24 protein-coding genes are annotated in these 24,814 nt (G+C 59.5%); 7 read left to right on the forward strand and 17 right to left on the reverse strand.

The genetic code is table 11. The annotated features are described in order from the left end of the window. Window positions 1-123 precede the first annotated feature (123 nt). From sthA to B3520_RS07180, 9 genes are read right to left on the reverse strand one after another with little or no spacing between them, the layout of a single operon-like run. Window positions 124-1,521 carry a Si-specific NAD(P)(+) transhydrogenase gene (gene sthA / locus B3520_RS07140; protein WP_286807435.1) on the reverse strand — a complete coding sequence of 466 codons (1,398 nt, stop codon included), beginning with the start codon at window positions 1,519-1,521 and terminating at the stop codon, window positions 124-126. 5 nt (window positions 1,522-1,526) lie between these two features. Further along, on the reverse strand, window positions 1,527-1,823 hold the full coding sequence (nqrM, locus tag B3520_RS07145; protein WP_123637486.1) for a (Na+)-NQR maturation NqrM: 297 nt from the start codon (window positions 1,821-1,823) through the stop codon (window positions 1,527-1,529). A gap of 53 nt (window positions 1,824-1,876) precedes the next feature. Next, complete coding sequence (locus tag B3520_RS07150) at window positions 1,877-2,917, reverse strand: FAD:protein FMN transferase (RefSeq protein ID WP_286807434.1); 1,041 nt, start codon at window positions 2,915-2,917, stop codon at window positions 1,877-1,879. A 13-nt stretch (window positions 2,918-2,930) separates the two neighbouring features. Further along, the gene (gene nqrF, locus B3520_RS07155; RefSeq protein ID WP_286807433.1) at window positions 2,931-4,154 is read right to left on the reverse strand and encodes an NADH:ubiquinone reductase (Na(+)-transporting) subunit F; all 1,224 of its coding nucleotides are present in this window, start codon (window positions 4,152-4,154) and stop codon (window positions 2,931-2,933) included. 17 nt (window positions 4,155-4,171) lie between these two features. Then, window positions 4,172-4,780: an NADH:ubiquinone reductase (Na(+)-transporting) subunit E gene (gene nqrE, locus B3520_RS07160; protein WP_123637489.1), complete on the reverse strand. Its 609-nt coding sequence runs from the start codon at window positions 4,778-4,780 to the stop codon at window positions 4,172-4,174. A 2-nt stretch (window positions 4,781-4,782) separates the two neighbouring features. Then, a complete protein-coding gene (locus B3520_RS07165) occupies window positions 4,783-5,442 on the reverse strand; it encodes an NADH:ubiquinone reductase (Na(+)-transporting) subunit D (RefSeq protein WP_123637490.1) in 660 nt (219 codons plus the stop codon). A gap of 3 nt (window positions 5,443-5,445) precedes the next feature. Beyond that, window positions 5,446-6,225, reverse strand: coding sequence for a Na(+)-translocating NADH-quinone reductase subunit C (locus tag B3520_RS07170; RefSeq protein ID WP_123637491.1), 780 nt, complete (start codon window positions 6,223-6,225; stop codon window positions 5,446-5,448). Then, the gene (locus B3520_RS07175) at window positions 6,218-7,420 is read right to left on the reverse strand and encodes an NADH:ubiquinone reductase (Na(+)-transporting) subunit B (RefSeq protein WP_123637492.1); all 1,203 of its coding nucleotides are present in this window, start codon (window positions 7,418-7,420) and stop codon (window positions 6,218-6,220) included. The genes B3520_RS07170 and B3520_RS07175 overlap by 8 nt, the downstream gene beginning before the upstream one ends. Before the next feature lie 3 nt (window positions 7,421-7,423). Next, window positions 7,424-8,767, reverse strand: a complete 1,344-nt coding sequence (locus B3520_RS07180; RefSeq protein WP_123637493.1) for a Na(+)-translocating NADH-quinone reductase subunit A — start codon at window positions 8,765-8,767, stop codon at window positions 7,424-7,426. Between the two features lie 469 nt (window positions 8,768-9,236). Here B3520_RS07180 and mfd point away from each other — a divergent pair, with 469 nt between their 5' ends. Beyond that, on the forward strand, window positions 9,237-12,698 hold the full coding sequence (gene mfd, locus B3520_RS07185) for a transcription-repair coupling factor (protein WP_286875762.1): 3,462 nt from the start codon (window positions 9,237-9,239) through the stop codon (window positions 12,696-12,698). Then, window positions 12,695-13,627 carry a CsiV family protein gene (locus tag B3520_RS07190; protein ID WP_286807427.1) on the forward strand — a complete coding sequence of 311 codons (933 nt, stop codon included), beginning with the start codon at window positions 12,695-12,697 and terminating at the stop codon, window positions 13,625-13,627. The genes mfd and B3520_RS07190 overlap by 4 nt, the downstream gene beginning before the upstream one ends. A gap of 107 nt (window positions 13,628-13,734) precedes the next feature. On the opposite strand, the gene B3520_RS07195 is transcribed toward B3520_RS07190, so the two are convergent. From B3520_RS07195 to B3520_RS07205, 3 genes are all read right to left on the reverse strand, one after another. After that, complete coding sequence (locus B3520_RS07195) at window positions 13,735-13,950, reverse strand: cold-shock protein (protein ID WP_024460332.1); 216 nt, start codon at window positions 13,948-13,950, stop codon at window positions 13,735-13,737. A 200-nt stretch (window positions 13,951-14,150) separates the two neighbouring features. Beyond that, the gene (locus B3520_RS07200) at window positions 14,151-14,705 is read right to left on the reverse strand and encodes a hypoxanthine-guanine phosphoribosyltransferase (protein WP_286875764.1); all 555 of its coding nucleotides are present in this window, start codon (window positions 14,703-14,705) and stop codon (window positions 14,151-14,153) included. Beyond that, window positions 14,698-15,957, reverse strand: coding sequence for a mechanosensitive ion channel family protein (locus B3520_RS07205; RefSeq protein ID WP_286807426.1), 1,260 nt, complete (start codon window positions 15,955-15,957; stop codon window positions 14,698-14,700). Before B3520_RS07205 ends, B3520_RS07200 begins: the two co-directional genes overlap by 8 nt. A 289-nt stretch (window positions 15,958-16,246) precedes the next feature. Between B3520_RS07205 and B3520_RS07210 the strand changes: the two genes are divergently transcribed. The 3 genes from B3520_RS07210 to B3520_RS07220 all read left to right on the forward strand — a co-directional run bounded on the left by B3520_RS07210 (window position 16,247) and on the right by B3520_RS07220 (window position 17,689). Further along, window positions 16,247-16,561, forward strand: a complete 315-nt coding sequence (locus tag B3520_RS07210) for a DUF6763 family protein (RefSeq protein WP_123637497.1) — start codon at window positions 16,247-16,249, stop codon at window positions 16,559-16,561. A 137-nt stretch (window positions 16,562-16,698) separates the two neighbouring features. Next, entirely contained in the window at window positions 16,699-17,301 is a 603-nt protein-coding gene (lexA, locus tag B3520_RS07215) for a transcriptional repressor LexA (RefSeq protein ID WP_024460336.1), read from the forward strand. After that, entirely contained in the window at window positions 17,294-17,689 is a 396-nt protein-coding gene (locus B3520_RS07220) for a cell division inhibitor SulA (protein WP_286807424.1), read from the forward strand. Before lexA ends, B3520_RS07220 begins: the two co-directional genes overlap by 8 nt. 143 nt (window positions 17,690-17,832) lie before the next feature. Here B3520_RS07220 and B3520_RS07225 read toward each other — a convergent pair whose 3' ends face one another. The 3 genes from B3520_RS07225 to topA form a co-directional block, all read right to left on the reverse strand. Next, complete coding sequence (locus B3520_RS07225; RefSeq protein ID WP_024460338.1) at window positions 17,833-18,090, reverse strand: hypothetical protein; 258 nt, start codon at window positions 18,088-18,090, stop codon at window positions 17,833-17,835. A gap of 69 nt (window positions 18,091-18,159) precedes the next feature. Further along, window positions 18,160-18,669, reverse strand: coding sequence for a DUF6586 family protein (locus B3520_RS07230; RefSeq protein ID WP_286807423.1), 510 nt, complete (start codon window positions 18,667-18,669; stop codon window positions 18,160-18,162). 31 nt (window positions 18,670-18,700) lie between these two features. Further along, complete coding sequence (topA, locus tag B3520_RS07235; protein WP_286807422.1) at window positions 18,701-21,322, reverse strand: type I DNA topoisomerase; 2,622 nt, start codon at window positions 21,320-21,322, stop codon at window positions 18,701-18,703. Window positions 21,323-21,663: 341 nt separating this feature from the next. Here topA and B3520_RS07240 point away from each other — a divergent pair, with 341 nt between their 5' ends. Continuing rightward, window positions 21,664-22,368 carry a hypothetical protein gene (locus B3520_RS07240; protein WP_286807421.1) on the forward strand — a complete coding sequence of 235 codons (705 nt, stop codon included), beginning with the start codon at window positions 21,664-21,666 and terminating at the stop codon, window positions 22,366-22,368. On the opposite strand, the gene B3520_RS07245 is transcribed toward B3520_RS07240, so the two are convergent. Further along, window positions 22,328-22,840 (reverse strand): hypothetical protein, encoded by a 513-nt coding sequence (locus tag B3520_RS07245; protein ID WP_123637503.1) that lies wholly within the window; start codon window positions 22,838-22,840, stop codon window positions 22,328-22,330. The two genes, B3520_RS07240 and B3520_RS07245, sit on opposite strands and share 41 nt — an antisense overlap. Window positions 22,841-22,973: 133 nt before the next feature. On the opposite strand from B3520_RS07245, the gene B3520_RS07250 reads away from it, so the two are divergent. Beyond that, on the forward strand, window positions 22,974-23,426 hold the full coding sequence (locus tag B3520_RS07250) for a universal stress protein (protein WP_024460344.1): 453 nt from the start codon (window positions 22,974-22,976) through the stop codon (window positions 23,424-23,426). 9 nt (window positions 23,427-23,435) lie between these two features. Here the strand turns inward: B3520_RS07250 and B3520_RS07255 are convergent. Continuing rightward, on the reverse strand, window positions 23,436-24,814 hold a 1,379-nt coding region (locus B3520_RS07255), incomplete at its 5' end, for an ATP-binding cassette domain-containing protein (protein WP_286875766.1).

Genomic DNA, 24,814 nt, shown 5'->3' on the forward strand with positions numbered 1-24,814 from the left:
GTGCAGCGGTCGGCGACCCACCGATCTCCAGTTGGGTTTACGAAGACTACGTAGTCTATTTTGAGCACGACAAAGTGCTACGCACGGTATTGAAGCACCGCCCCCGGGCGGGGGCGGCACCCGCTAACGACGGTTGATGCGGTTGATGCCGTCCAACGCCGCCAGGCGATAGGCTTCTGCCATGGTGGGATAATTGAAGGTGGTATCGAGGAAAAACTGTATGGTGTTTCCCGCGCCACTCTGACTCATGATGGCCTGACCGATGTGAACAATCTCGGCGGCCTCTGCCCCAAAGCAGTGGACGCCCAGTATTTCCAGGCTGTCGACGTGGAACAGTATTTTCAACATCCCCACGTCTTCGCCACTGATCTGTCCCCGCGCAGTGTTTTTGAACAGCGCCCGGCCCACTTCATAGGGCACTCTCGCCGCGGTCAATTCGGTTTCCGTCTGCCCGATGGAGCTGATTTCCGGCAGGGTATAAATACCGGTAGGCACATTGGTGACCGGCTTGCAGGGCTCCCCGGTGATCACTGCCGCGACCGCCCGTCCCTGATCAAACGACGCACTGGCGAGACTCGGCCAGCCGATCACATCGCCGACCGCAAAGATGTTGTCCACCGAGGTTCGATAATCCTGGGACACCTTGAGATTGCCCCGGTAATCCACGTCCAGCCCGGTCGCCTCCAGATTCAGCTTGTCGGTATTACCACTGCGCCCATTACACCAGAGAATCGCATCTGCCTTGAGTCGCTTGCCAGACTTCAGACGCAGCGTCACGCTGTGATCATCGGCCTCAATGGATTCGTATTCTTCGCTGTGACGTACGGTCACATCGCTGTCGCGCAAGTGGTAGCTGAGCGCGTCGGAAATCTCGTCATCCAGAAATGAAAGCAGCCGATCGCGATTGTTGATCAGATCCACCTTCACCCCGAGACCGGAAAAGATGGACGCATACTCACAGCCGATAACGCCCGCTCCGTAGATGATCATATGGCGGGGAGTGTGCTGCATTTCCAGAATGGTATCGCTGTCGTAGACTCGTGGATGACTGAAATCCACATCCGCCGGCCGATACGGGCGCGAGCCGGTGGCGATGATGATCGACTCGGCGGTAATCGTTTCCTGGGCACCATCACCCGAGTCGACATTAACGGTATTGGCATCCACGAAAGAGGCCATCCCGGTATGCAGCGTCACGCGGTTGCGGATATAAAACTCCGTGTGCAACTCGACCTGCTTGGGAATCACCTTGGAGGCCGCCGCCAACACCCTGGGGTAGGACAGCCAGCGAGTATCCCCCATCTCCCGGAACAGACTGACACTGTTGTAGCGAATCAGTTGCTTAACCGCATGACGAAGGGATTTGGACGGAATAGTACCTTTGTGCGCACAGTTGCCGCCCACATGGGCCCGACTTTCAATTACGGCAACTCGCAGATTGGATTTTGCCGCCGACATGGCAGCGCTTTCACCCGCTGGTCCGGACCCGATTACCAGCACATCGTAGGTGTGATCAGCCACTAGGATTAATCTCCTGATTGGGTTTTGGAGGACGTTGCTCTCTCTTTACCCTCTGATGCCGCCCCCTGGCTGGCATCGTACGCCAAATCGTCGACGGGCAGACCCGCCTGCTGACGTTCGTTGATGGTTTTGCACTTTTCTTCGTCGTTACCACACAAATCACAGACGTAGTCTTTCTCGCCCAGGGCGGCGCCGACACCGCCACAGGAACCTTTGAGCGGCTGGCGGCCGAACAGAACGCCGACGGACATCCCTACCACCACCAGAAGCATGACCAACAGGGAAACCAGAACCATACCCATGTGTTACCTCACCTGCCCTTGGGGCTTTCGTTGTGCACGTTCACTGCTGACGCTCAGCGCCAGGGTGCGAATGCACTGGAATAGTCATCAGTAAAACCGTCATCGGTTTTGACAATCATATACACGGGGAGTTTTTCCCGCTCCGCCAGCGCCATACCCGCTTCCGGCCCCAGCACATTCAGTGCCGTCGCCCAGGCATCGGCCTCCGCAGAGGTTGGGGCCAGCACCGTAACGGAGGCCAGGCGATGGGCTATCGGCCGTCCGGTGCGCGGATCGATGGTGTGTGAGTAACGCACACCGTCGCGCTCATAGTAATTGCGATAGTCTCCCGAAGTGGCCATCGCAATATCCGTCAACGCCAGTGCCTTGCGGCCATCACCCTGAACCAGGCTGGGCTGCTCTACGCCAATGCGCCAGGCATCACCCCGGGGACTGCTACCGCTGAGCCGGACTTCGCCCCCGATTTCGACCAGATAATGCTCGTAGCCCTGAGCCTCAAGCCAATCGGCCAGATGATCCACGCCGTAGCCCTTGGCCACGGCCGAGAGATCCAGACGCACATCACTCAACCGACGGGCCCGCTGACCATCGAGCGCCACCTGGGCATAGCCCATCGCCGAACGGGCGGCCGCAATCGCCGCATCGCTGGGTACCTGTTCTGGCTCAGCCAGAGGGCCAAAGCCCCACAGGTCGACCAGCGGCCCCACCGTAATGTCGAAAGCGCCCTCACTGCGCTCACTGATGCGCCGGCTGATGGCCAACACCTCAGCCAGTGGTTCCGACAGCGACTGCCACTGCCCGACCTCCGAGCGATTGAACTGCATCAACTCGGAGTCATCGATGTAAGTCGACATCTGCTGATTGATCTGCGCCAGCTCCCGTTCCAGCCCAGCCTGAATCTTCGCGGCGTCCACCGGCGGAGACTGGTCGGTCACCACCAGGGTGACGTTGAACGTCGTGCCCATGGTGGGCCCGGAGAACCGGTGCGCCTCGTGTTCAACACGAGGCTCGCAGCCGCCCAGCAGCAAACCTAAAAACAAAAACGAGGCCAGCAGTACCGGCCCCGTTTTTATTGTTGTGAGAACCTTGAACAAATCCTGTCCTCTATTAACCGCCGAAGTCGTCCAGCATGATGTTCTCGTCTTCTACGCCCAAGTCCTTGAGCAGTTTGATGACGGCAGCGTTCATCATCGGTGGCCCACACATGTAGTACTCACAGTCTTCCGGCGCCGGATGATCCTTCAGGTACATGTCGTACAACACGTTGTGAATGAATCCGGTCGGCCCTTCCCAGTTATCTTCCGGCTGGGGATCGGACAGCGCTACGTGCCACTCGAAGTTCTCGTTCTCTTCCTGCAGCTGATCGTACTCTTCGTGGTAGAACATTTCGCGCAGTGAACGCGCACCATACCAGAAGGTGATCTTGCGATCGGTTTTGATCCGGCGCAGCTGATCAAAGATGTGTGAGCGCATGGGCGCCATACCGGCACCACCACCGATGAAGACCATTTCCGCGTCGGTGTCCTTGGCAAAGAACTCACCAAAGGGCCCGTAAACGGTGATGGTATCGCCCGGTTTCAGGCTGAACACGTAGGAGGACATGATGCCCGGCGGAATATCCTTGGAGCCCGGAGGCGGCGTCGCGATACGAATATTGAATTTCACGATACCGACTTCTTCCGGGTAGTTTGCCATGGAGTAGGCGCGCATGACCGGCTCGTTGACCTTGGATTCCAGATCGAAGAAACCAAAGCGCTCCCAGTCGCCACGGAATTTCTCTTCAATGTCGAAGTCCTTGAACTTCACATGATGCGGCGGGCACTCGAGCTGGACGTAACCACCGGCACGGAAATCGACGTTCTCGCCTTCCGGCAGCTTCAGTGTCAGCTCTTTAATGAAGGTCGCCACATTCGGGTTTGCCTCAACGGTGCACTCCCACTGCTTCACACCAAACACGTCTTCCGGCACTTCGATGACCATGTCTTCTTTGACCGGTGTCTGGCAGGACAGGCGCCACCCCTCACGGGCCTCGCGCTTGGTGAAGTGACCTTCCTCGGTCGGCAGCATGGCGCCACCGCCCTGCTCTACCACACACTTACACTGTGCGCAGGTACCGCCACCACCACAGGCCGACGGCAGGAACAGGCCCGCATTGGCCAGGCTCTGCAGCAGCTTGCCGCCGGCGGGGACCTGGATTTTTTTCTCGTGGTTGATCTCGATCGTTACGTCGCCACTGCTCACCAGTTTGGCGCGGGCGCTCAGGATGATTACCACCAACGCCGCAACGATGACGGTAAACATGACCACGCCCAATATAATTTCCAAATTCATCTAGCCTACCTCGCTGGTTACAGGTCGATGCCGCCGAAAGACATAAAGCCCAGGGACATGAGACCGACAGTAATGAAGGTAATGCCCAGGCCACGCAGGCCCGCCGGCACATCGCTGTACTTCATCTTCTCGCGAATACCCGCCAGAGCGGTAATCGCCAGGGCCCAACCGACGCCGGAACCGGCACCGAAGGCAACACTCTCGGCAAAGTTGTAGTCGCGCTCCACCATGAACAGCGAACTACCCAGAATGGCGCAGTTCACGGTAATCAGAGGCAGAAACACACCCAGAGCGTTGTACAGCGCGGGCATGAACTTATCCAGCACCATTTCCAGAATCTGAACCAGCGCGGCGATCACACCAATGTAGGTAATCAGACCGAGGAAGCTCAGGTTGACATTGGGCAGACCGGCCCACGCCAGGGCCCCATCAGCCAATACGTAGGTGTAGAGCAGATTGTTCACCGGTACGGTAATCAACTGCACGACCACGACCGCAATGCCCAGGCCAAAGGCGGCACTGATTTTCTTGGAGATTGCCAGGAAGGTACACATCCCCAGGAAGAACGCCAACGCCATGTTTTCAATGAAAACGGTCCGTACAAAAATACTCAGTAACTGTTCCACGATCAGGCCTCCTGCGGCTTGGTGTTAGGCGCCATCTTGAACTCTTCTTCCTCAACCTGCTCCGGCTTCCAGGCGCGGATGGCCCAGATAAAGAAACCGATCAGGAAGAACGCGCTCGGCGGCAACAGCAACAGACCGTTCGGCACGTACCAGCCACCCTCGGTCACCGGGGTCAACAGAGTGACGCCAAACAGGCTGCCGGAGCCGAACAGCTCGCGGATGAAGGCCAGACCCAACAGGATGACGCTATAACCCAGGCCATTACCCACGCCGTCGATAAAGCTCGGCAGCGGCGGGTTCTTCATGGCAAAGGCTTCGGCGCGGCCCATGACGATACAGTTGGTAATGATCAGGCCTACGAAGACCGACAGCTGCTTGCTGATGTCATACGCCACCGCCTTCAGTACCTGATCCACCAGAATCACCAAGGAGGCGATGATGGTCATCTGCACAATGATCCGGATACTGCCCGGAATGTGATTGCGCACCATGGAGACAAACAGGTTGGCAAATGCGGTTACCGCGGTCAGGGCGATACACATCACCACCGTCACGCTCAAACTGTTGGTAACAGCCAGAGCCGAACAGATACCCAGAATCTGCAGCGCAATCGGGTTATTGTCAAAAATCGGTTCAATCAGAAGTTGCTTGAGCTTCTTCATGGCTTAGGCCTCCCCTTCGCGCAAGTTCTTCAAAAACGGCTTGAAGCCCATATCACCCAGCCAGAACTCCACCAGGTTATCCACGCCCTTGCTGGTCAGGGTAGCGCCCGAGAGGCCATCCACCTTGTACTGGGCATTGGGGTCGGAGGAGTCGACACTGCCTTTGATGACCGACAGTTGGACCTCGCCATCGTCGCCGTAGACTTTTTTACCGTCCCACTGGGCCTTCCAGCTCGGGTTATCCACCTCACCGCCGAGACCGGGCGTTTCGGCGTGTTCGTAGAACGTAAGACCAGCAACGGTATTACCGTCGGCTTCGATTGCCATAAAGCCATAGAGAGTGGACCAGAGTCCGTACCCGCGAACCGGCAATACCAGTGTCTGCAGCTCGCCCTGCTCGTTCTCCACGAGGAACACCTCGGCGTAGCGTTCACGACGGGAAATGCCCGCGATGTCTTCATCACCGCTGAGGTCCATGGAGCGGCTCGGATCTTTGGCCGCTTTCCACTGATCGTAGCTGTCCGGGTCCACTTCATCGGTGAACTGGCCAGATTCGAGATCCACCACACGGGTTTTGATCCGTGATTCGAAAATCTCTTCGACGCTGCCCTCTTCCCCGCTGAGACCGGCCGCAGCAATGATATTGCTCTTGAAATCCAGTTCCTGGTTCATCTGCTGCATGGGGCGCAACAGCACGGCGGCTGTCGACACCACGACGGAGCAGACGATACACAGTGCCAGAGTCACTGTGATGGTCTTTTTGATCGTATCGTTATTAGCCACGTGCCAACCTCCGCTTGATATTCGCCTGTACAACAAAGTGGTCAATCAGGGGGGCGAACAGGTTGGCAAACAGAATCGCCAACATCATCCCCTCCGGGAAGGCCGGGTTGACGACGCGGATCAACACACACATGAGGCCAATCAGAGCGCCAAACCACCAGCGACCGGCGTGAGTCATGGAGGCGGATACCGGATCCGTGGCCATGAACATCATGCCGAATGCAAAACCGCCCACGACCAGGTGCCAGTACCAGGGCATGGCAAACATCGGGTTGGTGTCGGAGCCAATCGCGTTGAACAGTAGCGTGGTGGCGATCATACCCAGCATCACACCGGCCACAATCCGCCAGGAGGCAATACCCATGATCAACAGAATGCCGCCACCGATCAGAATGGCCAGTGTGGACACTTCACCAATGGAGCCGTGGATGTTGCCAATGAACGCGTCCATCCAGCTCATCTGCTGGTATACGCCGTCCATACCCTGCTGGAAGGCGACCGACAGAGCAGTAGCACCGGAGTAACCATCGACCACGGTCCAGACACTGTCGCCGGACATGGACGCCGGGTAGGCAAAGTACAGGAACGCACGACCGGTCAGTGCGGGGTTCAGGAAGTTCTTGCCGGTACCGCCGAACACTTCCTTACCGACCACAACACCGAAGCTGATACCCAGAGCCGCTTGCCACAGGGGCAGATCCGGTGGGCAGATCAGGGAGAACAGAACCGACGTAACAAAGAAACCTTCGTTCACTTCGTGACCGCGTACAGTGGCAAACAGGACTTCCCAGAAGCCGCCAACCACGAACACCACGAAGTAGATCGGGATAAAATAGGCCGCACCGTGCCAGAAAGAGGCCCAGATGCTGCTGGCGTCATAGCCGCCCATCATTTCAATAAAGGCACCCCGCCAACCTTCCACCGAGGCGATACCCATATCCGCCATGATGGTATTGGCCTGAAAGCCCATGTTGTACATGCCGTAGAACATGGCCGGGAAGGTGCACAGCCACACGGTGATCATGATGCGCTTGAGGTCGATGCCGTCGCGCACATGAGCGGTGGTTTTGGTCACACTGGCAGGGCGATAGAAAATGGTGTCCACCGCTTCGTACAGGGAGTACCACTTTTCCAGTTTGCCGCCCTTGTGGAAGTTCGGCTCGATCTTGTCGAGATAGTTGCGCAGAGCTTTCATACCTTAGCCCTCCTTCTCAATAGTGGTGAGATTGTCGCGCAGGATCGGGCCGTATTCGTATTTGCCCGGGCACACGAAGGTGCACAGGGCCAAATCTTCCTCGTCCAGCTCAAGACAACCCAATTGCTGGGCGGTCTCGGTATCCCCGACAATCAGGGAGCGCAGCAACTGCGTCGGCAGAATATCAAGCGGCATCACGCGCTCGTAGGCACCCACCGGCACCATGGCACGCTCACTACCACCGGTGGTGGTGGTGAAGTTGAACTGCTTGCCTTTGAACAGCTTGGAGATGTAAATGCCCATGACGGAAAAGGCATTGAAACCGGCGCGCAGGTAGTGAAGCATCGGGCGATCGTTGCCCTCTTCCAACACGGACACCTGCTGGTGGTAGCGTCCCAGGTAGGCCAGCGGGCCACGACCGTTACGACCACCAAAGACCGAACCGGAAATCAGGCGGTTCTCGGCAGGCTTGAGCTCGCCAGCGGTCAGTTCTTCGAGGTTGGCACCCAGACGGGTACGCAGCAGACGGGGCTTCTCGACCTGCGGACCACCCAGAGCCACCACACGACGGTTATCCAGCTTGCCCGTGGTAAACAGCGTACCAATGGCGATCACGTCCTGATAGTTGACGGTCCAGACCAGCTTTTTGTCGCTGACCGGGTCGAGGTGGTGGATGTGGGTGCCCGCATTGCCGGCCGGGTGTACGCCACCAAACTCTTCAGTGACAAAACGCTCGCCCGAGGCAGCGGGAATATCGGCGCCAGCGGCCTTACAGACAAACACCTTGCCCTCGGTCATCCGACTGAGCACAACCAGGCCCTGCTTGAACGCCTCGGCCTGCTCGGCAACGATCACCTCCGGGTTGGCCGCCAGCGGATTGGTGTCCATGGCAGTCACAAAGATGGAATTGGGCTTGCTGTCCAGAGCCGGGACCTTGCTGAACGGGCGGGTCCGCAGCGCGGTCCACAGGCCAGATTCGTTCAACAGGGCGCGGGCGTCCTCGTCAGACACCTGCGCCGGGTCCGTGCCCTTATAGGCCTCGAAGGTCTCGGCGTCGTCGCCTTCGACATCGATCACAACGGACTGCAGCACCCGGCGTTCGCCACGATTGATGGCCGCCACGGTACCGGAGGCGGGTGCGGTATAGCGCACGCCTTCCGTCTTTTTATCGGTAAACAGTAACTGACCGAGCTTGACCTTGTCCCCCACCTGGACCGCCATGGTCGGTTTCATACCGTGGTAATCGAAACCGATGACAGCCACAGAGCGGATTTTTGGACCCTCGCTGATGGCCTGCTCGGGCACACCGGATATAGGTAAATCCAATCCCCGACGGATCTTTATCATACGTCTCTGCCTAATCACTCGTTGGATAAACTGACCTGAAGGGGAAACATCCCCAACCGATCGGTGTCGTATGCCGGGCTAACGGATTGCACTTCGCACACTCAACCCCAGCGGCCCGACAGTAACTGGGTTGCGATATTCAAATGTGTGCGGATATATAGTTGTTAGAAGCGCAAGTTCCAGGTGCCTGAGCAGGTCAAACCCCGCCATCCCTCAAAAAGCACCTCAGCTATGAGATTTCTCCGCCTCAACACCCATTGCGGAGTCGATTCGGGCACATTTTCTGCCCACACCCTTGGAAAAATCGCCGCAATTATAAAGATCACAGCGCCGAAAGGCCAGTCCGCTGGCGGGTTTTTTGCAGTCACCGGATGGTACTCACAGGGTGGATGGCGCCATCATCGCAGCAGCCAAACACAATCTCATCAGGTCGGGTACAATGGCGGCTTTTTTCCGCAGCCGTCAAATCATGAGTGAACAGAACCCGCTGAACCCGCCAACCACCGTCCGCCCCGGCGATCGTCAGACCTGGGGACAACTCCACGGTGCCGCTCAGGCCCTCGCCCTGGCAAATGCCGCCCGGTCCCACGAGGGCCTGAGCCTGGTCATCGCACCGGATACCAGCACCGCTCAGCGCCTGGAGAGCGAGCTGCGCTACTTTGCGGGCGACCAACTGCCGGTACTGCACCTGGCGGACTGGGAAACCCTGCCCTACGACACGATTTCCCCGCACCAGGACATCATTTCCGAGCGCCTTCGCACCCTCTACCGTCTGCCCGGCACCCGCCAGGGCATATTGGTGGTGCCGGTCACCAGTATCCTGCAGAGGCTGATGCCGCAGAGCTACCTGCTGAGCAACAGCCTGCTCCTGGAGCCGGGCGAGCGCCTGGACCTGGACGCACTGCGCAGCCGACTGGAAAAAGCCGGCTACCACTGCGTCGACACGGTGTACGAGCACGGCGAATTTGCGGTGCGCGGCGCCCTGATCGACCTGTTCCCCATGGGCAGCGACTACCCCTACCGGATCGATCTGTTCGACGACGAGGTGGAAACCCTGCGTCGTTTCGACCCCGAAACCCAGATGACCGTCGAGCAGGTAAACCGTATCGAACTGCTCCCGGCACGGGAATTCCCTCTGGATAAAAACGGCATCAATCGCTTCCGGGATCACTGGCACGCCCGTTTTGATGTCGATCATCGCGCCTGCCCGGTCTACCAGGACGTCTGCAGCGGCATTGCCCCACCCGGGATTGAGTACTACCTGCCACTGTTTTTCGAGCAGTCGAGCCACCTGTTCGAGTACCTGCCGGAGAACACCCGGATTTTTGCCCTGGGGGAGCTGGAAGCGGCCGCCGAGCGCTTCTGGAACGAACTGCAGAACCGCTATGAGAGCCGCAAGGTCGACCCTCAGCGCCCGATCATGCCGCCGCGGGACATCTATCTCGGCGTGGACGAGCTGTTCGGCCTGATCAAACCCCTGGCCCGCACCTTCGTACAGACCGCAGCGGTAGAGCCGGGCGCCGGCCGATTCAACTTTGCCACCCAGGCGCCCCCGACCCTGCCGGTCAACCATCAGTCAGACACGCCCCTGGCAGCGGTGGAAGCGTTTCTGATGGAATTCGACGGTCGGGTACTGTTCTGCGCCGACTCCGCCGGCCGACGTGAAACACTGCTGGACCTGCTGGGCCGCATCCGTGTACACCCGACCATCGTCGATAACTGGGACGCCTTTGCGCAGAACGACACGCGCCTGGCCCTCTCCGTGGCGCCCCTGGATCAGGGCCTGCGGCTGCAGGACCCCAATGTGGTGGTCATTGCGGAATCCCAGCTGTTTGGCGACCGGGTTCGTCAGCAGCGCCGACGTCGTCAGGCCCAGGACAACAGCGACCTGATCGTCAAAAACCTGACCGAACTCAAACCCGGCGCCCCGGTGGTGCACATCGACCACGGGGTGGGCCGCTACCGCGGCCTGGAAACCCTGAATGTGGACAGCCAGTCGACGGAATTCCTGACCCTGGAGTACGCCGAAGGCGCCAAGCTGTACGTGCCGGTCACCAACCTGCACCTGATCAGCCGGTTCAGTGGCGCCGATGAGGAGCTGGCGCCACTGCACCGGCTGGGCAGTGAACAGTGGCAGAAAGCCAAACGCAAAGCGGCCGAGCAGGTGCGGGATGCGGCCGCCGAGCTATTGGATATTTATGCCCGTCGCGCCGCCCGCAAGGGCTTTGCCTTTGACGACCCCAAGGCCGCCTATGAGAGCTTTGCCGCCGCTTTCCCGTTTGAGGAAACGCCGGACCAGCAGCGAGCCATCGAGGCGGTGGTGCAGGACATGCTCTCCCCGCAACCCATGGACCGCCTGGTGTGCGGGGACGTGGGCTTTGGCAAAACCGAAGTGGCCATGCGGGCGGCCTTTATCGCCAGCTACAGCGGCAAGCAGGTCGCCCTGCTGGCCCCCACAACCCTGCTCGCCCAGCAGCACTTTGAATCCCTGAAAGACCGTTTCGCCGACTGGCCCATCACCATTGAAGTCCTGTCACGCTTTCGCACCACCAAAGAGGTCAACGAGGTGCTCAAGCGCGTGGAGGCGGGCAAAGTGGATATCGTTGTGGGGACTCACAAGCTGCTGCAGGGAGACCTCCGCTACAAGAACCTGGGGCTGCTAATCATCGATGAGGAACATCGATTCGGTGTGCGCCAGAAGGAGAAACTCAAGGCGTTGCGGGCCGAGATCGATATCCTCACCCTGACCGCCACCCCGATCCCCCGGACGCTCAACCTGTCAATGTCCGGCATTAGGGATCTGTCCATCATTGCCACCCCGCCGGCGCGCCGTCTGTCGGTCAAAACCTTTGTCCGCACCCAGGACGACGCCACCATCAAGGAGGCGATTCTGCGGGAAATCCTGCGCGGCGGGCAGGTGTATTACCTGTACAACGAAGTCAAAAATATCGAACGGATCGCCCGGGAGTTGGGGGAAATGATCCCGGAAGCCCGGGTGGGCATCGGCCACGGCCAGATGCGCGAGCGCGATCTGGAACGGGTCATGTCGGACTTTTACCACAAGCGGTTCAATGTGATGGTGTGCACCACCATTATCGAGACCGGCATCGACGTCCCGAGCGCCAACACCATCATCATTCACCGGGCCGACAAATTTGGCCTGGCCCAGTTGCACCAACTGCGGGGCCGGGTCGGCCGCTCGCACCATCAGGCCTACGCCTATCTGCTGACCCCCGAACGCCGCGCCATGACCGCCGACGCACTCAAACGCCTGGACGCCATTGCGGCGGCCCACGACCTGGGCGCCGGCTTTACCTTGGCCACCCACGACATGGAAATTCGCGGCGCCGGGGAACTGCTCGGGGAGGAACAGAGCGGCCAGATCCAGACCGTGGGCTTCTCGCTCTACATGGATATGCTGGACCGGGCCATCAAGGCCATCCGGGCCGGCAAGACGCCGGATATCGAACAGCCTCTGGACTCCGGCATCGATGTGAACCTGCGCATCCCGGCCCTGATTCCCGCGGACTATCTGCCGGATGTCCACACCCGCCTGGTGCTGTACAAGCGACTGGCCAACGCGGAATCCGATGAGGCTCTGCGCGAGCTTCAAGTGGAAATGATCGACCGGTTCGGGCTGCTACCCGAGGCGACCAAGAATCTGTTTGCGGTGACCGCGCTGAAACTGCGTGCGGAAAAGCTCGGCATCGCCAAACTCGAAGCCGGCGACCGGGCCGGTCGACTGGAATTTTCCGAGCAAACCGAGGTCGATCCCCTGACCATTGTGCAATTGGTGCAAAGTGACCCACAAACCTACCAATTGGCAGGGGCGAATCATTTAAAATTCGTTCGAAATATGGAAAATGGCGAAACACGACTGAACGCTGTTTCAGAACTGCTGGATAAACTGACGCCCGGAAACCGCTCATGACCCACGCTTTGCGCACCTCCCGCACCTCCCTCGCTCTGGCCGCCCTGCTCGGCCTGGCCGCCACCTGCGCCATGGTGCCAACCCTGGCCGAGGACCCGGCCGACTGGTACCAGGTGGAAATGATCGTGTTCGAGCGGATCGGCGGTGCAGACGGCATCGAACAGTGGCCGCGCAACATCCAGTTGCGCTACCCATTCAACTGGGTGACGCTGCATGACCCGGAGTCCGATCTGGCGGATACCGAGGACACCTCGCCCCCCCGCCCCTCCTGGGACAACGGCCTGGCGGCCCTGCGAGAACCGGCCCCCGCCGACTTGGCCCGGGACGCTTTCCTCCCCCTGCCCGAGGACCTGCGCTCCATGGACCGGTTCGCGAATGCCATGAACCGCTCCGGTCAGTATCGGGTCCTGTTTCACGAGGCCTGGCGCCAGCCGGTCACCGAGCTGGAAGAAAGTCCCGCGCTGCTGATTCAGGGCGGCGATACCTTTGATAACCACACCGAGCTCGAGGGCAGCATCACCCTGAGTGTGTCGCGCTACCTGCACCTGCACACCCGCCTGTGGTTCACCGAGTTCGAGCCCAATTACGGCCAGCCCCCCGGCGCCTGGCCGGAACTGCCCCGGCGCCCCGACGCACCGCAACCGGACAATGCGCCCACCACCGACGATCGAGAGACGGCACCCCTGTGGGGCGACGAATGGCAAAACCCGACTGGTAACGCCTGGGACACGAGCCTGAACACCACCTCAAGCCTGCCGGACTTTCTGGAAGAGGACTATCTTCCCCGCCGTATCGTGACCCTGAACCAGCAGCGGCGAATGCGCAGCGAAGAGCTGCACTACCTGGACCACCCTATTGTCGGGCTGATGATTCGAGTCACCCCTTACGAACGTCCCGACGAAGAAGAGACCGGAAGCGACGAAGAGTAAGCGGGAACAGGCGGGTGAGAAAAGAGTAATCGGAGGGAGAAACGGTTATTACCTTGATCAACATGAACACACCCGCCCGCTACCGGCGACGGGTGACCGCACTGGTGTCAGGCAACGGCGACGACGTCGTCGGCCTGGAGCCCTTTGTCACCTTCGAGCAGCTCAAACTCCACACTCTGCCCTTCTGACAGAGAGCGGTAGCCCTCACCTCGAATGTTGCGGTAGTGCACGAAAATATCGTCACTGTCTTCGCCACAGGTGATAAACCCGTAGCCTCTGGCGTTATTGAACCATTTGACGGTTCCTGACGCTCGCTCAGCCATAGTGATACCCCATTATTCTTATGAAAAATCCTGACGTCTTTCGTCTTTAAGTTCTTAACACCCGGTCACCCGGGTTTTACTCCATCCGTTATTAACGGACGCCGACGTTTTAAGCCATCTGATCCCGATTGTCCAGTCTCGCCTGTGGATTTTGAGACACTCTTAGCGTTTTTGGTTATATGGACAACCAGGGAGCCTGGCTAATGCCGGACATCAGACTCGGGAACTGCGTATAGGCCGGGCGCGTTACGCCACAATCCCTGATAATCCATGCCAAACCCGAACACAAAGCGATCCGGCACCGTCAGCCCGACAAAGTCCGCCTCCACCGCCGGCGGGTCAGGCAGGCGCTTTTGCACCAGCGCCACCGTATGGATGGAGAGCGCCCCCTGCCCCCGGCAGGCCTCCACGAGCCCCTTCAGCGTCAGCCCCCGATCGAGTATATCGTCAACAATCAGAATCCGTCGGCCGGCCAGCGGAGTAGCCGGTCGGTGCAGCCACCGCAACTGGTCATCGCCTTCCATCCGATGCCCATAGCGACTGGCGTGAATATAATCCGTTTCCAGCGGCATCGACAGGCGCGGCAGCAAGTGTCCGGCGGTCACCAGGCCGCCGTGCATCACCGTCAGCACCAGCAGTGGCTCAGGCCCGGTCAACCTGTCGCCTATTTCGCTGGATAGACGATCGAGCGCCCGCTCCAGCTCGTCCCGGGTATACAGGCACTCCGCCGCCTCGGGCCAATGGGCATCAATCACCATCGCCACCGGACTGCTCGCCGTCCACCTCGGGACCATAGGTCGCATCGCCCGCCGAGCGATTGCTCGGCTCTTGATTCTTGCCTGAGGCCCGGTCTGCTCCCTTATTCTCCGCCGGTGATTCACGCTCGGACTGGGATGCCCCCCCACCGTCATGGCCCGACAGACGGACCGGCTCAGGCACATGCAGTGTGGAAGTCGGGAACGCAATTTCCGCACCGTACCCAGCAATAATGTCGGCGATTTTCAGCATGACATCCTGCTTGATTTCGTGAAACTCCACCCAATTGACGGTTTTGGTGAAGGTGTAGACGAAGAAGTCCAGCGAACTGGCGGCAAAGCTGTTGAAATTGACAATGAGCGTCTGATGGTCTGTTTCAATGCGCTCGTCGTCCAGCAACATCTGTCGGACATCGGCAACAATATCATCCATCTTGTCGACATCATCGTAGCGGATGCCGATGGTTTCCAGAATCCGCCGATTTTCCATGCGTGAGGGGTTCTCCACCGAAATCTGGGTGAAGGTAGCGTTGGGCACATACAGTGGCCGGCGGTCAAAGGTGCGGATACGGGTCTGACGCCAACCGATATTTTCCACCACACCCTCAATCTCCTTGTCCGGTGACCGCACCCAGTCACCGACCGCGAACGGACGATCCATATAAATCGTCAGACCACCAAAAAAGTTCGCCAGCAGGTCCTTCGCGGCAAAACCCACTGCGATACCGCCGACACCACCAAAGGCAAGTACCCCGGAGATACTGTACCCGAGCGCCTGCAGCAGCCCCAGCACCGCGGTGATGACCACCGAGGCCCGTAACAGCTTACTGACCGCACCTACCGTGGTGGGATCACCCGGCTCCCCGACTCTCGGGTTCAGAAACTCTTTCTCTCCCAACCGGATAAAGCGCACCAGAAACCACGTAACCAGCAACACAATACCCACCTGACGAATGGTCTCAACCGCACCCATCAGCTCGATATCCGCCCCCTGATGGGTCAGGTAGCTGGCCCAACTGATGCCCATCAGCCAGATGATGCCCTTCAGTGGCGGTCGAACCGAGCGGAACGCCATCATCAGCCAGATGGCGTTCGCGCTGTCTGCCTTCTTCTCCAAGCGTTTGACAATAAAGCTGACCACCATGGCCACTACCAGAGTGGCCAACACCACAGCAAATGCATGCAGTATCCAGAGCTGATCCCGATCGGCCAGATCGGTCAGGAAGGTCTTTATCGGATCCAATAATTCCATGGCAATCACTCAAACATGTTTAGACAAAGTTTTTATGTAAAACTCTGCCGATAGATTCATTTAGACTCAGCGGAGTATACCCACGCCGAGGCAAAAGCCAAAACCTCAAGGAAAATTAGGCAATTACCGCGACCGACCCCACGAGTTCCCGGACAACTCGCTTCCTGAGCGTCCTCCCGCCGCTCGCGCACCGCTTGCTAGGGAGCGGAAAAGCCATGGTAAGGTAACTCATCGGCGATTCCGCCGCACCGCGGACGCTTTTCATTCACGCAGATGGGAGCATTGAGTCATGGGCTTTCAGTCTCCAAGCATTGGCGCCTGGTACTTTGATCGCGAAGACCAGCAGGTCTTTGAAGTGGTCGCGCTGGATGAGCAGCAGGGTACCATTGAGGTGCAGTATCTCGACGGTGCCATCGGTGAATTTGACCTGGAAACCTGGCCCCTACTGCCACTGGTGCCCGCGGCCGCCCCGGAGGACTCCGAAGCCGGCTACGAACTCAGCCAGGAGGATCGCTGGAACGACGATGACGTGCTGGTCCCGGACTCCTGGAACAACCCCCTGAACGACATCGAGCCCGACCTCTTCCCCGGCTACGACGACTGAGCCCGCCGCCAACCCGCCCTGCCCCCAACCACTTTTGTCACCTGTGCTTGCATACAGGTGATAACTGTATATAATCACAATATCTGTATAAAAACCCAGACCACACTGGTCCCCACAGAACTGCCACGGAGCTCGCCATGTACAACTTGACCCCTCGCCAGGAAAAGGTGTTGCAGTTGATCAAGAATTACGCGGAAGAAACCGGCTATCCGCCAACCCGCGCCGAGATTGCCCGCATTCTGGGGTACAAATCCGCCAATGCCGCCGAGGAGCACATCAAGGCGCTGGCCCGCAAAGGCGCCATCGAAGTGATTCCCGGCGCCTCCCGCGGCATCAAGCTGGTCGAGCCACAGCAGGGACTGCCACTGGTCGGACGGGTCGCGGCCGGCAGCCCCATTCTTGCGCAGGAACACATCGAAGATTACTGCCAGCTCCCCCACAGCTTTTTTACCCCGCAGGCGGATTACCTGCTGCGCGTGCATGGCATGAGCATGAAAGACGCCGGCATTCTGGACGGCGATCTGCTGGCGGTTCACCGCACTCAACAGGTCCGCAACGGTCAGATTGTGGTCGCTCGCATTGGTGAGGAGGTCACAGTAAAACGCTTCAAGCGAGTCGGCAACCGCGCCCAGGTAGAGCTCTGGCCGGAAAATCCGGATTTCGATGTCATTGAGGTGGACTTGCGCGATCAGGAGTTCACTATTGAAGGTCTCAGTGTAGGAGTCATTCGCCGTGATTAACGCCCCCATTCAATCGGCATCACCGGCACCCGCCGGCGGCATTACCGAGCTGGTACTGACCCACAACGCCCCGGAGCAGACCCAACTGTTACTGCCCATGGTGGCGCACCTGAGCCGAACCCCGAGCGATCGTTGGCTGACCTGGATCAGTCCCGGCCCGGTGGACCGCAGGTTGCTCGAGCGGTACGGCGTGGATACACGCAGCATTCGCCTGATTCACGCACCGGAAACCGACGACAGCCGCTGGATACTCTGGGAAGCCCTTGCCAAAGGCAACAGCCACACCGTCATTGCAAGCCCGGGTGCCTTGAGCGATCGCGAGCTAAAGCAACTCGAAGCCGCCGCCTTGCAGGGGCAATGTCAGGCACTGTTATTGCGGGTTCGATAGCGGAGGGACAAGCTACTTGCGCTCCAGGGCTGGAGCGACTCTGCGTTGCTTTAAACGCTAACCTTCCGCCGCACGTGAACGCGACTCATTGGGCGCGGAACAGTCACTTTAAAGAGACTGGGACCTCAGCGGAGACTGTAGCCTCAGTGATAAACCGGCTTTTCCTCGGTATCGGCAAACTCACCCAGAAAATCTTCCACGCCGTCTTCGGCAATCTCACTGGCGGCTTCCATACCCGCCTCGATCATGGCCTTGGCCACATCCAGTTTGCCTTCACGCATATAGGACAGGGAGTCGGCGGAGAACCGGATGCTCACCAGAGGCTCGCCATTCTCATCGGCCCGCTGCAGAACCACATCACCGTTGGCCAGTTCCACAATTTCATACAGGGATGATGACATAACTTCTCCGCCTTCTTCGATAACAACTGCCCATCAGTTTACCACAGGCTGCCCGGCCAGGGCTCCCCCTCAGTATTCCGCGCTGGTCTCGCGCTGACGTTCCACCAACTCGTTTAACGCCTCAAACCACTGGGTCAGCCGGGCCTGGGTAATCTTTCCCGGAGCGCCGTCGGGCGACTCCAGGTCCAGCACCTCAATGCGCGCGACCGGCGCTGCTCCTGAGGCAGCCCAGCAGGCGTCGTAGGCCTCCTGGAGGGCAGACAGCCAGCTGTCCGGATTGGTGCGAAGGGTGAGCAGCTCACGGGCTTCTGAGGGGTTCTTGCCGAAACGCTCGAGCGCATCCAGCAAGTCCTGCTCGGTGGTGATACGACTCACGTCGGGAACCGAATAGTTTTCGGCCAACTCCCGCAGATAGTGCCGGTAGGCACAGAGCAGGTGAAAGGCCGCTCCATCGAGCAGCGCCTGCTGGCGCAGGCGCTCGTTGGCGTTCCCGGGCGCGCCATCCCGGACCAGCTGTTTGAGCAGCGCACGACAATAGGCCAATTTCTGATTGACCCGAGTCAGACTGGTTCCAGCCATTAACAAACCTCATCAACAGCCCGGCGGCTGATTACTTGTTGGCGACCCACTTGCCTTTTTCATAAAAGGCTTTCCAACCGGTCGCCTTACCGTCCACTTCGGACTGCACATACTGCTCTTTGGTCTTCCGGCTGTAGCGAATCACCGTTTTGTTGCCATCCGGGTCTTCCGTCGGCGCGGAAAAGAGAAATTTGTACTTAGGATCGATCTCTTTTTTGTGCGGCACAATTTCCGCCACCAGAGGCGCGCGGGTCTCCCGGTTTTTGGGGAACTGGCTCGCCGCCAGGAACAGGCCGGATGCCCCATCGCGCAGGACGTAAGTGTCATCCACCTTCTCGCACTGGAGCTCCGGCATGGGTACCGGGTCCATTTTCGGTGGCGCTGGCTCACCGCTCTTGAGCAGCTTGCGGGTATTTTTACACTCACTGCTGGTACAGCCGAAGTACTTACCGAAACGGCCGGTCTTGAGCTGCATTTCGCTGCCACACTTGTCGCACTCAAGGGTCGGGCCTTCGTAGCCTTTCAGCTTGAAGCTGCCCTCTTCCACTTCGTACCCCGGACAATCCGGGTTGTTGCCGCAGATGTGCAACTTGCGCTTGCTGTCGAGCAGATAACTGTCCATGGCGGTGTTGCACAACTTGCACCGGCGTTTGGTGCGCAGCAGCCGGGACTCGGCCTCTTCATCGGCATCCGCATCCAGCGCTTCGTCGCCGGAGACCAGATTCATGGTGTTTTTACAGCGCTCTTTGGGCGGCAGGCTGTAGCCCGAGCAGCCCAGGAACACGCCCGTGCTCCCGGTGCGGATCTGCATCGGCCGACCACACTGATCGCACTTGATGTCGGTATCGGTGGGCGAGTTGGCCCGCATACCGTTCTCACTGCTCTGGGCCTGCTCCAGTTTACGGGTGAACTCCGCGTAAAACTCGTCGAGCAGCTGCTGCCAGTTTTTCTCACCCTGGGCGACATCGTCCAGGGAGTCTTCCATACTGGCGGTAAAGCCGTAATCCATCAGGTCATCAAAACTTTCCACCAGGCGCTCGGTGACGATATCGCCCATTTTTTCGGCGTAGAACCGGCGGTTTTCCTGACGCACGTAACCGCGATCCTGGATCGTGGAGATGATCGACGCATAAGTGGATGGGCGACCAATCGCCCGCTTCTCCAATTCTTTTACCAGGCTCGCTTCAGTAAAGCGCGCCGGCGGTTTGGTGAAGTGCTGCGAGGGCTCGAGTTTGATCAGAGGCAGCACCTGCCCCACTTTGATATCCGGCAGCACCACGTCTTCATCTTTTTTGGCCACCGGAGGCAACACCTTCAGGAAGCCGTCAAAGCGAATGACCCGGCCGCGGGTGCGCAGCTCGAAGTCCTCGGCCTTGACCACGATCGAGGTACTGGTAAATTCCGCCGGGCTCATCTGGCAGGCCACAAACTGCTGCCAGATCAGGGTATACAGTCGCTCAGCGTCGCGCTCCATACCACTGAGGTGATTGGGCTTTACCGTTACGCTGGAGGGGCGGATCGCTTCGTGTGCCTCCTGGGCCCCCTCCTTGCTGGAGTAGACCACCGGGCTTTCCGGCAGATAGCGCTTGCCGTACTCATCCTGAATAAAGTCACGGCAGTTGGCCACCGCTTCCTGACTCAGGTTGGTGGAGTCGGTTCGCATGTAGGTGATATAACCCGCCTCATACAGGCGCTGGGCCATCATCATGGTTTTCTTGACCCCAAACCCCAACCGGGTGCTCGCGGCCTGCTGAAGGGTAGAGGTAATAAATGGTGCCGGTGGTTTGGACTTGGTGGGCTTGTCTTCCCGGTCCGCCACCTCGTAACGTGCCCCTTCCAGCGCCTTGACCGCAGCCATGGCCTGGGACTCATTGAGCGGCTTGAACGCCTTGTCGCCCTGCTTCTTGACCTCGAAGCGCACTGCCTCGCCACCGCCGGCTTTCAGCTGGGCCGCCAGGGTCCAGTATTCCTCGGGCACGAAGGCGCGAATTTCCCGCTCGCGCTCAACCACCAGGCGCACCGCCACCGACTGTACCCGTCCGGCCGACAGACCGCGGGCGATTTTCTCCCACAGCAGCGGCGACAGCATATAGCCAACCACCCGGTCCAGGAATCGGCGCGCCTGTTGGGCATTGACCCGGTCCCGATCGATACGACCGGGCTGTTTGAAGGCGTTCTGAATTGCGCTTTTGGTGATTTCGTTAAACACCACCCGTCGATACTGCTCGGGCTGCCCACCAATGGCCTCCTGCAGGTGCCAGGCGATCGCCTCCCCTTCGCGGTCCAAATCCGTTGCGAGGTAGATGGTGTCGGCCTTGGCCGCCAGCTTGCGCAGCTCATCGACCACTTTTTCCTTACCCGGCAGAATTTCATAGTGGGCATCCCAGCCGTGCTCGGGATCAATACCCATCCGTTTGATCAGCTGCTCTTTCTGCTTCTTCGCCTTGTACTTGGCCTTTTCGTCCGGCGACAGCTTGCGGGTCTTGGCGGCCTGACGGGCGCGCTCCTTGGGATCGACCGGTTTGGAGTTGCCGCTGGTGGGCAGATCCCGAATGTGACCGACACTGGACTTGACGATAAAATCGTTGCCCAGATATTTATTGATCGTCTTGGCCTTGGCCGGGGATTCGACAATAACTAAGGATTTACCCATGCGACTCTTCTTTGTCCGTTCCGAGTGAGAGCGGCTAGCCGGATGGCCAGAGCGCTGCAAAATGCCGGTTGAGGTGCGCATATATAAGTCCTCAACCGGGCTGGGTCAAGTCGCGAACTTCCTCAGGGCCTCGATCCACCCCGCCGGAACCGTCGCTCAGGTGCTTCCCTCACAGCGCCGACGGGGTCGCCGACGGCCCCGGGAAGACGCGTCTATCTACTTGATTTACAAGGGTTTGATAAAAATAGATCATAAAGCTTTGGCAACGCGGGCCGACAACCTGAAAAGCGGACTCAACCCCGTCAGGAATTATTTCTTCCATTGATGACCCCCGGAGCGTCATGGCCAGCTTATTGCTGCTGACATCACTGCTGTTTCTATCGCTGCTGATCGTGCATCTGGTCAACCAGCGCGAGGAACGCTTTCGCCAGATCCGATTGCGGCAGCGCCGGGTTCGCTGGCGCATCGACGCCCTGGAGGAGGTACTGGTCGGGATCGAAGAGACCTTGCCCAACCGCGCCATCGCCCGCAGTATCAACCGGGAAATACTGCACCTGCTCGAGCAGATGCTGGAGCTCGAGGCGGGCGACAAAACCCACCTGGAAACCCGAGTTGCCCATGTTCGGGAGCGGGCGGAAGACATGTTGCACGATCAGGAGCCGAGCCACGCCGGCCGCCTGCGGGAGAGCGACGCCGAAATGGCGCGCGCCAGGGAGTGCCTGGATCAGGCCGCTCAGGTATTGCGTCGACAGGACAACGAGGGGCGACTGGAGGGGGGTACACTCAGTGACTACCTGCTCGAGCTGTCCTGGACCCGATTGATGATCGATGTGGTGACCTACATTGCCGAGGGCCACAAGGCGTTACAGCGCGGGGATATCACCACGTCCCAGGCGTATTACAAGCGCGCCCAGGGGCTGCTGATCGGTTCCGATCACCCCTACCCGCAACGCATGGCGATGATCCGGGAGCTCGGGGAGGTGATTCAGGGCAAGCGCAAGGCGCTCAGCCAGGAGCTGATGCCGGAGACGGACTACAACCCCTGAGGGCGGCCAGCGTCTCCTCGACAACCGCGAGCGCCCGGTCACCCCCCGCTTCGGTCCAATAGATCGACCACCCCCCCGGGTCACCACTGAGGGCGCGTACCGAGCGCGGCATTCGGGGCAGACACTCGCGCAAACAGGCTCGCTCAGCGGGCGTCGCTCGGCCCTTTCCCTGCCAGGCCCATACCCCCATAAAATGCGACTCGTGCTCGTAGGCGGCCCGCACCAGCATCCAGTCCCGGGCCGGCCCTCCCCCTTTGGCCGCGGGCTGGCGATAGACCGGCAGTCGCTCCGGTTCACTGAGATCGGTTGCCTGTCTGGGCAAGGCTTCCAGAGTGACCCGCAGGCCTTTTTCGGTCGCCCGCCGACGCACCGCTTCCTGCTGGCGGTCGCGCTCGCTGGGTTGAAGCATCATGACCGGCCCCAGCACCATGGCGAGCACGCCCAGTAAAATGACGACTATCCAGATATTCACCGCTCACACTCCTCCCGGTATTGACTGTTCCACTGATCCCGCTCTTTAAAAGTGCTACTATCAATAGCATCGGAGAGCAAAATATCTCTCCCAGTTACAGGTCGTTCGCCAACCAGTTACGGGACGTCAGATTATGGCAGTTTACAAACATATTATTGCTGGCCTGGACTTGTCCGAGGAGTCGCCCCAGGTTCTGCAGAGAGCCACCGAGCTCGCCCAGGCCTGCCAGGCTACGGTCAGTGTCGCCCATGTCATCGAGCCGCTGACATTCGCCTACGGCGGCGACATGCCCGTGGATCTGTCAGAGGTTCAGGAGCAACTGCAACTCAAAGCCGAACAGGAGCTGCATCGTCTGACCCAGCACGTCGATTTCCCCATTCAGCAGGAACATGTGCTGGTGGGCCAACCGGCCACCGAGTTGCACTATCTCGCCAATCAGGAAGGGGCCGACCTGATCATTGTCGGCAGCCACGGCCGCAAAGGTTTTGCGCTACTGCTCGGGTCCACCTCCAACAGCGTTCTGCACGGTGCCAGTTGCGACGTGCTCGCGGTCCGGGTAGCGGAATCCGACACCCGAGAGACCTGATGTTTGCGCTCAGGCGCCCTGCATGTCCTCCAGCTCGGCCCAGCGTTCAAAACACGTCTCCAACTCCGCCTCCACATCGGCCAGCGCTTTCAAATGCGCATCCACCTTGTCCTGTGGCTCGCTGTAGAACGCCGGATCCGCGGCCTGCTGCTGCAGTGCGTCCAGCCGGGCCTCCAGCGCTTCAATCCGCTCCGGCAACTGATCAAACTCCCGCTGCAGTTTATAGCTGAGCTTTTTGGGCTTGGTCGCCGGCGCAGCCGGGGCCGACGGCGCAGAGGGAGCCCCTTCGGCGGCTGGCTCAGACGGCGCGCTATCATCGGTCCAGCGTCCCCCCTGGCGCAACCAGTCGTCGTAGCCCCCCACGTACTCACGCACCCGGCCGCGCCCCTCAAAGGCGATGACACTGGTGACGATATTGTTGAGGAATGCCCGGTCGTGGCTGACCAGCAATACGGTGCCGTCGTAATCAGTCAGCAAGTCCTCAAGCAGCTCGAGCGTCTCGACATCCAGGTCATTAGTCGGCTCATCCATGACCAGAAGGTTGGCCGGCTTACTGAACAGCTTGGCCAGCAGGACCCGGTTGCGCTCGCCCCCGGACAGCGCACGCAAGGGGGTTCTCGCCCGCTCCCCGGTGAACAGAAAGTCGCCCAGATAGGAAATGATGTGCCGCGACTTGCCATTGAGCTCGATGAATTCGCGCCCCTCGGCAATATTGTCCACCGCGCTCTGATCGAGGTTAAGCTGTTCCCGCAACTGATCAAAATACGCCACTTGCAACTGGGTACCCAGGCGCACCCGTCCTTCCTGAGGTTCCAGCTCCCCGAGAATCAACTTCAGCAGCGTACTCTTGCCGGCGCCATTGGCACCGATCAGGCCAATACGGTCACCGCGCATGATGACGGAGGAAAAATCCGAGACAATCGCTTTCTCCGGGAAGCCATAGGACACCTTTTCCAGCTCCGCCACCAACTTGCCGGAACGCTCCCCGGAGCTGACCGAGAACGAGGCCTTGCCCTGTAGCTCCCGGCGCTCATTGCGGGTCTCCCGCATGGCTTTCAGAGCGCGAACCCGTCCTTCGTTGCGGGTGCGGCGCGCCTTGATTCCCTGACGGATCCAGACTTCCTCCTGGGCCAGTTTCTTGTCAAACAGCGCGTTGTGACGCGCCTCTTCCGCCAGAGCCTGCTCCCGGTACTCCAGGTACCGGTCGTAAGTCCCCGACCAGGTGCGCAAATGCCCCCGATCCAGCTCGGCAATGTCGGTGGCGAGTTTCTGCAGCAGGGACCGGTCGTGGGTAATGAACACCAGGGCGCCCGGGAATTGGAGCAGCTGCTGTTCGAGCCACTCAATGGCGGCAATGTCGAGGTGGTTGGTGGGCTCATCGAGCAGCA

The organism is Marinimicrobium sp. UBA4509 (assembly GCF_002388575.1).
GTDB classification, from domain to species: Bacteria; Pseudomonadota; Gammaproteobacteria; order Pseudomonadales; family Cellvibrionaceae; genus Marinimicrobium; species Marinimicrobium koreense.

What these genes read in the sequence shown, in the direction of transcription:
- nqrM (WP_123637486.1), bottom strand. Translation starts at nt 1,823, where the DNA reads ATGGGTATGGTTCTGGTTTCCCTGTTGGTCATGCTTCTGGTGGTGGTA.
- nqrF (WP_286807433.1), bottom strand. Translation starts at nt 4,154, where the DNA reads ATGAATTTGGAAATTATATTGGGCGTGGTCATGTTTACCGTCATCGTT.
- B3520_RS07165 (WP_123637490.1), bottom strand. Translation starts at nt 5,442, where the DNA reads ATGAAGAAGCTCAAGCAACTTCTGATTGAACCGATTTTTGACAATAAC.
- B3520_RS07175 (WP_123637492.1), bottom strand. Translation starts at nt 7,420, where the DNA reads ATGAAAGCTCTGCGCAACTATCTCGACAAGATCGAGCCGAACTTCCAC.
- B3520_RS07180 (WP_123637493.1), bottom strand. Translation starts at nt 8,767, where the DNA reads ATGATAAAGATCCGTCGGGGATTGGATTTACCTATATCCGGTGTGCCC.
- mfd (WP_286875762.1), top strand. Translation starts at nt 9,237, where the DNA reads ATGAGTGAACAGAACCCGCTGAACCCGCCAACCACCGTCCGCCCCGGC.
- B3520_RS07190 (WP_286807427.1), top strand. Translation starts at nt 12,695, where the DNA reads ATGACCCACGCTTTGCGCACCTCCCGCACCTCCCTCGCTCTGGCCGCC.
- B3520_RS07195 (WP_024460332.1), bottom strand. Translation starts at nt 13,950, where the DNA reads ATGGCTGAGCGAGCGTCAGGAACCGTCAAATGGTTCAATAACGCCAGA.
- B3520_RS07205 (WP_286807426.1), bottom strand. Translation starts at nt 15,957, where the DNA reads ATGGAATTATTGGATCCGATAAAGACCTTCCTGACCGATCTGGCCGAT.
- B3520_RS07210 (WP_123637497.1), top strand. Translation starts at nt 16,247, where the DNA reads ATGGGCTTTCAGTCTCCAAGCATTGGCGCCTGGTACTTTGATCGCGAA.
- lexA (WP_024460336.1), top strand. Translation starts at nt 16,699, where the DNA reads ATGTACAACTTGACCCCTCGCCAGGAAAAGGTGTTGCAGTTGATCAAG.
- B3520_RS07225 (WP_024460338.1), bottom strand. Translation starts at nt 18,090, where the DNA reads ATGTCATCATCCCTGTATGAAATTGTGGAACTGGCCAACGGTGATGTG.
- B3520_RS07230 (WP_286807423.1), bottom strand. Translation starts at nt 18,669, where the DNA reads ATGGCTGGAACCAGTCTGACTCGGGTCAATCAGAAATTGGCCTATTGT.
- topA (WP_286807422.1), bottom strand. Translation starts at nt 21,322, where the DNA reads ATGGGTAAATCCTTAGTTATTGTCGAATCCCCGGCCAAGGCCAAGACG.
- B3520_RS07240 (WP_286807421.1), top strand. Translation starts at nt 21,664, where the DNA reads ATGGCCAGCTTATTGCTGCTGACATCACTGCTGTTTCTATCGCTGCTG.
- B3520_RS07250 (WP_024460344.1), top strand. Translation starts at nt 22,974, where the DNA reads ATGGCAGTTTACAAACATATTATTGCTGGCCTGGACTTGTCCGAGGAG.